This is a genomic window from Shimwellia blattae DSM 4481 = NBRC 105725 (assembly GCF_000262305.1).
GTDB classification, from domain to species: domain Bacteria; phylum Pseudomonadota; class Gammaproteobacteria; order Enterobacterales; family Enterobacteriaceae; genus Shimwellia; species Shimwellia blattae.
This window is the reverse complement of sequence record NC_017910.1, coordinates 2,278,860-2,287,938: the sequence shown is the minus strand read 5'-3', so window position 1 is coordinate 2,287,938 and position 9,079 is coordinate 2,278,860. Positions and strand designations below refer to the sequence as shown.

12 protein-coding genes are annotated in these 9,079 nt (G+C 56.0%); 5 read left to right on the top strand and 7 right to left on the bottom strand.

Annotated elements, in window-relative coordinates; translation table 11 throughout:
* Window positions 1–44 precede the first annotated feature (44 nt).
* The gene (fnr, locus tag EBL_RS10775; protein ID WP_002440449.1) at window positions 45–797 is read right to left on the bottom strand and encodes a fumarate/nitrate reduction transcriptional regulator Fnr; all 753 of its coding nucleotides are present in this window, start codon (window positions 795–797) and stop codon (window positions 45–47) included.
* 175 nt (window positions 798–972) lie between these two features.
* Entirely contained in the window at window positions 973–1,488 is a 516-nt protein-coding gene (ogt, locus tag EBL_RS10770; RefSeq protein WP_002440450.1) for a methylated-DNA--[protein]-cysteine S-methyltransferase, read from the bottom strand.
* Between the two features lie 486 nt (window positions 1,489–1,974).
* On the opposite strand from ogt, the gene EBL_RS10765 reads away from it, so the two are divergent.
* Together EBL_RS10765 and smrA are read left to right on the top strand one after the other, a co-directional pair.
* Window positions 1,975–2,289, top strand: a complete 315-nt coding sequence (locus EBL_RS10765; RefSeq protein ID WP_002440451.1) for a hypothetical protein — start codon at window positions 1,975–1,977, stop codon at window positions 2,287–2,289.
* Between the two features lie 83 nt (window positions 2,290–2,372).
* The gene (gene smrA / locus EBL_RS10760; RefSeq protein WP_002440452.1) at window positions 2,373–2,939 is read left to right on the top strand and encodes a DNA endonuclease SmrA; all 567 of its coding nucleotides are present in this window, start codon (window positions 2,373–2,375) and stop codon (window positions 2,937–2,939) included.
* 14 nt (window positions 2,940–2,953) lie between these two features.
* Here the strand turns inward: smrA and EBL_RS10755 are convergent, their stop codons facing one another.
* Window positions 2,954–4,000, bottom strand: a complete 1,047-nt coding sequence (locus EBL_RS10755; RefSeq protein ID WP_002440453.1) for an AI-2E family transporter — start codon at window positions 3,998–4,000, stop codon at window positions 2,954–2,956.
* Window positions 4,001–4,436: 436 nt separating this feature from the next.
* Here EBL_RS10755 and mdtJ point away from each other — a divergent pair, with 436 nt between their 5' ends.
* Together mdtJ and mdtI are read left to right on the top strand one after the other, a co-directional pair.
* Window positions 4,437–4,820 carry a multidrug/spermidine efflux SMR transporter subunit MdtJ gene (gene mdtJ, locus EBL_RS10750; protein WP_002440454.1) on the top strand — a complete coding sequence of 128 codons (384 nt, stop codon included), beginning with the start codon at window positions 4,437–4,439 and terminating at the stop codon, window positions 4,818–4,820.
* Window positions 4,807–5,136: a multidrug/spermidine efflux SMR transporter subunit MdtI gene (gene mdtI / locus EBL_RS10745; RefSeq protein ID WP_002440455.1), complete on the top strand. Its 330-nt coding sequence runs from the start codon at window positions 4,807–4,809 to the stop codon at window positions 5,134–5,136. The genes mdtJ and mdtI overlap by 14 nt, the downstream gene beginning before the upstream one ends.
* A 24-nt stretch (window positions 5,137–5,160) precedes the next feature.
* Here the strand turns inward: mdtI and EBL_RS10740 are convergent, their stop codons facing one another.
* From EBL_RS10740 to EBL_RS10730, 4 genes are all read right to left on the bottom strand, one after another.
* Complete coding sequence (locus EBL_RS10740; RefSeq protein ID WP_002440456.1) at window positions 5,161–5,982, bottom strand: trypsin-like serine peptidase; 822 nt, start codon at window positions 5,980–5,982, stop codon at window positions 5,161–5,163.
* A 106-nt stretch (window positions 5,983–6,088) separates the two neighbouring features.
* The gene (gene ydgU, locus EBL_RS20980; protein ID WP_462803998.1) at window positions 6,089–6,169 is read right to left on the bottom strand and encodes a small membrane protein YdgU; all 81 of its coding nucleotides are present in this window, start codon (window positions 6,167–6,169) and stop codon (window positions 6,089–6,091) included.
* Between the two features lie 119 nt (window positions 6,170–6,288).
* On the bottom strand, window positions 6,289–6,615 hold the full coding sequence (asr, locus tag EBL_RS10735) for an acid resistance repetitive basic protein Asr (RefSeq protein ID WP_002440457.1): 327 nt from the start codon (window positions 6,613–6,615) through the stop codon (window positions 6,289–6,291).
* A gap of 139 nt (window positions 6,616–6,754) precedes the next feature.
* Window positions 6,755–8,008, bottom strand: a complete 1,254-nt coding sequence (locus EBL_RS10730) for an MFS transporter (RefSeq protein WP_002440458.1) — start codon at window positions 8,006–8,008, stop codon at window positions 6,755–6,757.
* A gap of 124 nt (window positions 8,009–8,132) precedes the next feature.
* Between EBL_RS10730 and EBL_RS10725 the strand changes: the two genes are divergently transcribed.
* Window positions 8,133–9,053: a LysR family transcriptional regulator gene (locus EBL_RS10725; protein WP_002440459.1), complete on the top strand. Its 921-nt coding sequence runs from the start codon at window positions 8,133–8,135 to the stop codon at window positions 9,051–9,053.
* Window positions 9,054–9,079: the final 26 nt, after the last annotated feature.

Below are 9,079 nucleotides of genomic sequence, written 5' to 3'. Positions count from 1 at the left end.
CAATAAATATCAGGATTTAGTGATCCGGTAGTAGTGGTGAGCGATCAGGCGATACTGCGGGTTTGCCCGGCTAACTGCGCCAGCGAGTCGCTGTTCTCGATGGTGATATATTTGCCTTTTACGGCCAGCATGCCGTTTTTCTGGAAGCGGCCCAGCAGGCGGCTGATGGTTTCAACGGTCAGCCCCAGATAGTTGCCGATGTCGCCACGGGTCATGGTCAGGCGGAACTCCCGGGGAGAGAAACCGCGCTGCGCGAAACGCCGCGACAGGTTATAGATAAACGCCGCCAGGCGCTCTTCGGCATTTTTCTTGGACAGCAGCAGGATCATATCCTGGTCGCCTTTGATTTCGCCGGACATCAGCCGCATCATCTGCTGGCGCAGGTTCGGCATCTTACCGGACAGATCATCAAGGGTTTCGAACGGGATTTCACACACCATGGAGGTTTCCAGCGCCTGGGAGAAGCTCGGATGGTGCCCGGTGCCGATAGCATCAAAACCGACCAGGTCCCCGGCAAGGTGGAAACCGGTGATTTGCTCGTCGCCCTGTTCGGTGATGGTGTAGCTTTTGATGGTGCCTGAGCGGATAGCGTAGAGAGATTTCAGCTCATCGCCGGCTTTAAAAAGCGTCTGTCCTTTCTGGATAGGCTTTTTGCGCTCAATGATATTGTCGAGCTGATCCAGTTCATGCTCATTAAGTGTGAAGGGGATACACAACTGGCTGATACTGCAATCCTGGCAATGGATCGCACAACCGCCAGACTGTATGCGTCGAATAATTCGCTTTTCCGGGATCATAACTCTGCTCAGGCCGTAATTGATATTGGTCAATTTTAACATCTTTTTGTAGCCTGCGTAAGCCTGCTGAAACCGCAATCAGTGAAAAATGAAACAGAGTTAAAAAAAACAACAGGGTTAGCGGGTCCGGGTTTTGGCATAACGCCATCTATTGCTAAAACCCGGCCAGGGCAAATTAGAGTAATAAAAAGCCTTCATGGCGCAATAGCCACTCTTTACGCTGAACGCCCCCTGCGTAGCCGGTTAGCGTGCCGCTACTGCCGATAACCCGGTGACAGGGCACCACAATGCTGATGGGGTTGGCACCATTGGCCGCGCCCACGGCCCGCGCAGCACCCGGGCGGCCCAGCCGGGTAGCCAGCTCACCATAATGCATAACCTGCCCGCAGGGAATGGTGCGCAGTGCCGCCCACACTTCACGCTGAAAAGGCGTGCCTTCGGTGGCGGTGGGCAGATCATTAATGATGGCGGTATTACCGGCAAAATAGTCGGCCAGTTTGTGGCACATACCGCCCGGGTTGTTACTGGCGGTGCGGCGAAACTCGGTGCGGGCGTAGTGCTGGCTGAGCAGCTTATCGAGTCGCGCGTCGTGATCTTCCCAGTCTATGGCCCGTAAACGGTACTGCTCATCGGTTATGATGCGCAGCATGCCGAGGGGGGTCGGGAGGGTATCTTCAAGTAATATCAGCATGATTTAAGTCTTGTCACCATACGGGAGGGGCAAGATAGCATAGTGTTTGCGGGTTATACAGCGGTGGCCGCGGGGCATACGGATATCGCGATATAAATAATAACACCCGGAAAATAAAGTGATTTCCACCGCCTGGCCAGCAGGGAAATAACGGCATCTGATGCTGCGGTGATAATGACACCAGGAAATAATACGAAGCGGGAAAATAACAGGATACACACCCGGACAGGTGTATTTGACGTTATGTGCTGTTCTTAAGGCTAAATGGAAATAACAGGTAAATAAAAATTGTTCTTTTTTTGACTAAAAAGGAAATGACTGGTTATTAGATAAGCACAGGAAAACAAAAAAATAGAAGAAAACCACACTTGACGCGTTTTGCAACAGGATTTCTTTGGTGTTTTCCCGAAAAAATCGTAAATTAGTAAGATAATTCTTACCAGAGCGATCGTGGTCGCGTCTCACCAGGGCGCAGGAGGTACATTTATGTTGCACAAATCTCACCGTTTAGGCTGGTCTGATTTTGATATCCGCTACCGGATCCTGCTGGGGCTGTTCGTGGCCACACTGGTTGGCGGCATGGGGTGGTCTGCTTTCTGGCACCATAACCAGTATGTGGCGGCAGATACCGCGCGTATCGCCGCGCAACTGCAGGCTGAAACCCAGCAGAAGACCATCAACGAGCTGACCGCCCGGGAAAAGGCGCTGTTAGCCCGGGATTCACTCCACGCTCAGCAACTGGCTGATGCACGGGCCACTATTCACCAGTTACAGAATCGCCCCCAGAACACCAGCCTCTGACCGCTTTCAGGCACCGGCGTTGAGCCGGTGCCTGCATCCCGCTATAGTATCGTCCTCTGAGTTTTTATGGTGGAGGCTAAACCATGAATGCCGAGGAAAAAGATATCTTCCTGGCCGCCGTTGGCGATGTTAAACCCCTGAACCGCGGGGCGGATGTTCGCTGGGACCCTCAGCCAAAGCGCCGCGCGGCGCCGAAAACCGATACCACCCAACTGGATAATTTTCTGACCCGGGGATTTCTGGACATCATCCCCCTGGGGGAGCCGCTGGAATATTACCTGCAGGGGGTTCAGCCCGGTGTGCGTGATAAGCTGCGCCTCGGAAAGTACCGCCAGCAGGCCAGTCTGAATCTGCTGCGCCAGCCCGTGGAGCAGTGCCGCCAGCAGCTGTTCACGTTTATGCGCCAGGCCATCAGAGAGGGGCTGCGTAATGTGCTGATAGTCCACGGCCGGGGCCGGGAGAATGAGGCCCACGCCAATATTGTGCGCAGCTATCTGGCCCGCTGGCTGCAGGAGTTTGACGAGGTGCAGGCCTATTGCCAGGCGGCGGCGCATCAGGGGGGATCGGGAGCATGCTGTGTGATGCTGAAAAAATCACCCCTGACCCGCATAGATAACCGCGAGCGCCACCAGGCCCGGCGCAGCGGTTAGAAGACGGCCGGGGTTCAGTCTGCCGGGGTGTCCGGCAGTTTATCCCCCAGCAGTATGGCAATGCCCTGGCCGCCTTCGGTGTGCTCCAGGGCGATTTTTACCACAATCGTCAGGGGAACGGACAACAGCATCCCCACCGGCCCCATCAGCCAGCCCCAGAAAATCAGCGACAGTAACACCACCAGGGTTGAAAGCCCCAGCCCCCGGCCCATGATCCGGGGCTCCAGAATATTGCCGAAAATCATATTGACCAGCAGATACCCGAGGCCCACCATCAGCGCATCATAGGCCCCGTGAAACACCAGCACCTGCATGACCGGGAAAATGGCCGCCAGTACAGAGCCAATATTGGGGATATAGTTAAGCGCAAACGCCAGCAGCCCCCAGACAAACGCAAAGCGGATCCCCATCGCCGCCAGCATGATCCAGATAACCAGACCAGTCACCAGGCTGATGGCGGTCTTCAGCACCAGATAATGGGAAACCGCGTTAACCGCCCGCTGAATCGCCGCCATACCGTCCCGCGGGTGGTGCATCACCCTCTGTAACTTAGCCGGGAGTTGCGGCACCTCCAGCAGCATAAATACCACAGTCAGCAGGAGCAGAAAGACGGAGAACATGGCGTTGGAAAGCTGGCTGATAAGCCCGCTGAGCGTGGTCATGGCGGCGCTGGGATCGATATATTTAATTAACTCATCAACAGAGACAGAAATACCAATATGCCGCAGCCAGGGTTCGATGGCCTGGAGCGGCACAATCAGTGATGAGCGGTACTGGGGCAGGGTGCGGGCCAGTTCATTGAGCGAGGTGCCTAAGTAGGCGATCAGAACCACCGCCAGCATAATGAACAGGCCAGTCAGCAGGGTGACCGCCAGTACCCGGGGGATCCGGCAGTGTTCGATAAGCCCCACCAGGGGCTCCAGGATCACCGCAATAAACAGCGCCAGGGTAAAGGGAACAATAATATCCGCCGCGACCTTGATGCCTGCGAAGATGATAACCAGCATACCCAGCATGATAACCAGTTTCAGTCCGTTTAATGTAATAACTGGCTTTGACATTTCCTTTGCCTCCGGCTGGCACCCGGGTGCCTGATTGGCTGACAAGTCTATATTAATTGCCATTATCTACGCAATAAAGCGTAGCGCGCAGGGGGCGCATCGTAAAGAATTGAAAAGCAGTGGCATTATTTTATTATCCAGGGTAGATATGAACTGTGTTTTACTACTGAGGGCAATTTTCTATCCGCACCGACGAAAAGCAACAACGCGGATAAATTGATAAATAATGCAAATAAATGCGACGTTAAATCTTATCCCTGATTCTGTTTTCCTTCACTTCTGGCGCTCGTTCTCAGCTGAACAGCAGTGGCGCAACTCTCTATAGAGCCTCTCTGCACGGGGTTTGTTATATCCCCCTGATTTGTTTCTGTTCCGACCTTCTGGCCCTGCGGATGCACGCCGGAAGGGAATAATATTCTCATGCAGGAGAAGCACTGTGCGCTACTGGATTATCCTGGCTATGGCCATTACTGCTGAAATAACCGGCACCCTGACGTTAAAATGGGCGAGTCTTAATCATCATCCCGGCGGTTATATTTTTATGCTGGTTATGATTACCATGTCTTATATATTACTCGCGTTTTCAGTTAAAAAAATTGCACTGGGGATAGCTTATGCCCTCTGGGAGGGGATAGGTATTTTATTTATTACCCTCTTTAGTGTGACGCTGTTTAATGAATCCCTCTCGCCGCTGAAAATTATCGGGCTGTGTACCCTGGTGGCCGGGATCATGCTGATTAAATCCGGCACCACGGCGGAGAAAAAAACCCGGAAAGGGCAGGCGACCGCCCGTGGGGAGGCTGAACATGCCGTCGTTTGAGTGGATACACGCCGCGTGGCTGGCGCTCGCCATTGTGCTGGAGATTGCCGCGAATATCTTACTGAAATATTCCGCCGGTTTCCGCCGGCCGCTGTACGGGATCCTCTCGCTACTTGCAGTGCTGGGGGCCTTCAGTGCCCTGGGGCAGGCGGTAAAAGGCATTGAGCTTTCCGTGGCTTACGCGGTATGGGGCGGGTTCGGCATTATGGCTACGGTGGCGGCAGGCTGGGTGTTATTCGGCCAGCGCCTTAATACCCGGGGCTGGGCCGGGATAACCCTGCTGATGGTCGCCATGGTGATGATTAAACTGGCCTGATCAACCGGCGCCCCGGGCGCCGGTTTACTGTTGCGGGGCAAGCTCCGCCAGACTCTCCCGAAAGCCGGTGACGGATATCGCCCGGTTATCGGCCCGGTAGCGGTCTTTTGCCGCCGGGGCTGAGCTTTGTACCGCAATCAGCTGCCAGCCGCTGTCGGTTTTCAGCAGCAGCGGCGAGCCGCTGTCCCCGGGAAGGGTATCGCACTGGTGGGAAAGCACCGAGCGCTGTGCCCAGCCGGTGACCAGACAATCCTGATGGCTGTACAGGCTTTCCAGATGATCCTCCGGGTAACCGGACTGGGTCACCTTACGATTTGCGCGCTTCAGGGCGGCGGTGAGTGCGTCTTTATCGCCACTGAACAGGGGCAGCGGGGTGATGCCGGAGGGCGGATAGCGCAGCAGAATGATGCCGTAATCATAGGGGGCAGCACCGGGGGGGACAATCCAGCCGCCACCGTCGGCCTTCAGGCGGCGGCTTAGCCCCGGTGCGGCGATAGCATCAATATTATGAATCTCATAGCGCCAGAGACCGTCCCGGGAAATAAAACGCAGCGCCACGGGTTTATCCGGCTTACCGCCGGGCGGCATCAGCAGACAGTGGCCTGCGGTCAGGGCGACTTGTGGGGTTATCAGCGTGGCGGTACACAGATTTCCGCTGGCGGTTTCCAGCTGGCCGATAGCATCCCAGGGGCTGGCCTCCGGGTGGGTGACCTGCACCCGTTCGTCTTTGCCAAAAAACAGCGTTTTTTTATCGCTGGCGCTGATTGCGTCATCGCCATCATCGGCATGAACAACGGCAGGAAGCAAAAATAGTGAACCCATTAACAACACAATGGCTTTGCGCATATCACTCTCAGAAGGGGCGATTTTTCTTATTGTACCGTAACATGATGAGTTAATTATAGTCTTGCCTGAAGACGGAGAGAATAAAGTCCGTGCGATTAGCGCTGCGCTACAGATAAAAACTGGCGGTAATAATGCCGCAGATTATCAGGCACGCGAGGATGATTTCAAACAGATAGCGCCTTAGCATCATCTGTACTCCGCAAACAGAAAGGTCCGTGCGGCTTACCGCCGGAAACAGCAGAACGGAGGGATCCCATGCCCGGGTACTGTGACACACCCGGGCCTGGGCGTTACCGGCAGCGCGGTTTATTTAGCCGCCTGAGCTTTTTGCTCACCTTTGCTGACGACCGGGGTTTTGTGGTGTTTTTTCGCAGCCTGGGCTTTCTGCTCTACCTGGGCTGCAGGTTTTGCAGCGGCTTTTTTATGGTGTTTTTTGGCGGCCTGAGCTTTCTGCTCTGCAGCTGGTTTGGCGGCTGCTTTTTTATGGTGCTGATGGGTTGCTTTGGCTGCCGGAGCTTTAGCCGGTGCAGCGGCTGCGGTGCTGGTGGCAGGGGCTTCAGTAGTTTGCGCAGCGAAAGCGGCAGAAGACAGACCCATAGCAGCGCCAATAACCAGAGCTAATACTTTTTTCATCTCGACATCCTCGAATTGGTTTATGTGTCAGCCCCACTACGGGGCCGGTGAGATGAACTATAAAAGCCTGTGCGGCGGCCTTCAGTGAGTGATTAGTATCGGCGTGTAACCGAATGTACAATCCTCTCCCTTCAGGCCGTTAGTGAAGACGACGGTGCAGGCGGCTACCGGTCAGCAGTGCCAGCACCAGCAGTGCAGCAATAAAACCTCCCACCCCGGGCCAGCCATAACGATGCCAGAATACCCCCCCGAGGGTCCCGGCCACGCTGGAGCCCACATAGTAGCTGAACAGATACAGTGAAGAGGCCTGGCCCTTTGCCCGGCGCGCCCGGGGGCCAATCCAGCTGCTGGCAACCGAGTGAGCGGCAAAGAAGCCCGCAGAAAACAGCAGCATACCGGCAAATATCAGCCACAGAGTGTTAAAGAACGTTAGCAGCAGGCCAGCCAGCATCAGCGCGGTAAACAGCAACATCACCGGCCCCCGGCCATATCTGGCGGTCATCTGCCCGGCCTTCGGGGAGCTCCAGGTACCGGTGAGGTACGCCACAGACAGCAACCCGACAATCGCCTGGCTCAGATACCAGGGCCCCTGCATCAGGCGGTAGCCGATGTAATTAAACAGGGTGACAAAGGAGCCCATCAGCAAAAACCCTTCAATAAACAGCAGCGGCAGCCCCTGATCCCGGAAATGCAGATGCATATTGATCAGTAGGTTGTGGGGGCGCAGGGAAGAAGGGCGGAAATGGCGCGAGGGCGGCAGGATCTTCCAGAACATCAGCGCCGAGGCAAGGGCAAAACAGCCAATGGCAGCCACCGCGATACGCCAGCTGAAAAGATCGGTTATCACCCCGCTCAGCAGGCGGCCACTCATGCCGCCAATAGAGTTGCCGCTAATGTACAGCCCCATAGAGAAGGCGACAAAACTGGGGTGGATCTCCTCGCTCAGGTAGGTCATGCCCACCGCCGCCACCCCGCTCAGCGAGAGCCCCGTCAGGGCGCGCATCAGCAGGATCCCGTGCCAGCTGGTCATCATGGTTGACAGCAGCGTGCAGCAGGAGGCCAGCAGCAGCGCGGTGACCATGACCGGTTTACGGCCAATGGCATCTGACAACGGGCCGGTAAACAGCAGCCCCACGGCCAGCGTGGCGGTGGCTATCGACAGGGAGATACTGCTGCCGGCCGGGGAGATACCAAACTCATGCGAGAGCACCGGCAGTATCGGCTGAACACAATAGAGCAGGGCAAAGGTGGCAAGCCCGGCGGAGAACAGCGCCAGCGTCACGCGCATAAACCGGGGAGTGCCGCGCCTGATATAGTCATCCGGCTGGCGAGTGGGGGTCAGGGCGTCGGCATCCTGCACCGGCGCAGGTATGTCGGTTATTGTGCGGCTCAAAATGGATCCTTAATCAGACATCCCCGTGATTAACCGGAACGGGTACAACCGGATGTGATCCAGATTATGAAAATCAGATTGTTTTGTATAATATATTAATACTCTCAATTGATATTTTAAAAATATGAATATCGAGCTGCGCCACCTGCGTTATTTTGTTGCCGTTGCCGAAGAGCTGCACTTTGGCCGCGCCGCCCTGCGGCTGAATATCTCCCAGCCGCCCCTCAGCCAGCAGATCCAGGTGCTGGAGCAGCAAATTCACGCCCGCCTGCTGGCGCGGACTAACCGCAGCGTCAGCCTGACACCCGCCGGGGAGCAGTTTCTGGCGGATGCGCGCCAGATCCTGAGCATGGTCGATAATGCCGCCGCCCGCGCCGCCAGGTTGCACCAGGGGGAGACCGGCGAGTTGCGCCTGGGGTTTACGTCGTCTGCGCCGTTTATTAAATCCGTATCGGATACGCTTTCTGCGTTTCGCCAGCACTATCCGGATGTCCATATCCAGACGCGGGAGGTAAATACCCGTGCCCAGATAGGCCCGTTAAATGATGGCGAACTGGATATCGGCCTGTTGCGCAATACCCGGCTGCCGGATTCCCTGGCGTGGATGCCGATCCTGCACGAGCCCTTGCTGGCGATGGTGCACCGCAGCCACCCCCTGGCGGAGCGGCGGCGTATTTCACTGCGGGAGCTGGCCGGTGAGCCTTTTGTCTTCTTTGATCCCCACGTAGGGACCGGGCTGTATGACGATATCCTCGGGTTGTTGCACCGCTACGGGGTGGCGCTGAAAGTCACCCAGGAGGTAGGAGAGGCGATGACAATCATCGGCCTGGTGGCCGCCGGGCTGGGGGTGTCTATTTTACCGGCCTCTTTCCGGCGGGTGCAGCTAAGCGACATGGTCTGGCTGCCTCTGGAAGAGGAAGACGCCATTTCAGAAATGTGGCTGGTGTGGTCAAAACACCACGAGCGGGGCGCCGCAACGGAGCGCTTTATCAGTATGTTGTCTGCGGCCGCAGGGATAACAAAACATGCGGAAAGTCGTGGTTAATTGTGCGATATATCACAACGCAGGGT

Bases quoted from the DNA above. Each gene is read 5' to 3' on its own strand.
- fnr (WP_002440449.1), bottom strand. From the start codon at position 797: ATGATCCCGGAAAAGCGAATTATTCGACGCATACAGTCTGGCGGTTGT.
- ogt (WP_002440450.1), bottom strand. From the start codon at position 1,488: ATGCTGATATTACTTGAAGATACCCTCCCGACCCCCCTCGGCATGCTG.
- mdtI (WP_002440455.1), top strand. From the start codon at position 4,807: ATGCCGTCGTTTGAGTGGATACACGCCGCGTGGCTGGCGCTCGCCATT.
- EBL_RS10740 (WP_002440456.1), bottom strand. From the start codon at position 5,982: ATGCGCAAAGCCATTGTGTTGTTAATGGGTTCACTATTTTTGCTTCCT.
- asr (WP_002440457.1), bottom strand. From the start codon at position 6,615: ATGAAAAAAGTATTAGCTCTGGTTATTGGCGCTGCTATGGGTCTGTCT.
- EBL_RS10725 (WP_002440459.1), top strand. From the start codon at position 8,133: ATGAATATCGAGCTGCGCCACCTGCGTTATTTTGTTGCCGTTGCCGAA.
- EBL_RS10765 (WP_002440451.1), top strand. From the start codon at position 1,975: ATGTTGCACAAATCTCACCGTTTAGGCTGGTCTGATTTTGATATCCGC.
- ydgU (WP_462803998.1), bottom strand. From the start codon at position 6,169: ATGCTAAGGCGCTATCTGTTTGAAATCATCCTCGCGTGCCTGATAATC.
- EBL_RS10755 (WP_002440453.1), bottom strand. From the start codon at position 4,000: ATGTCAAAGCCAGTTATTACATTAAACGGACTGAAACTGGTTATCATG.
- smrA (WP_002440452.1), top strand. From the start codon at position 2,373: ATGAATGCCGAGGAAAAAGATATCTTCCTGGCCGCCGTTGGCGATGTT.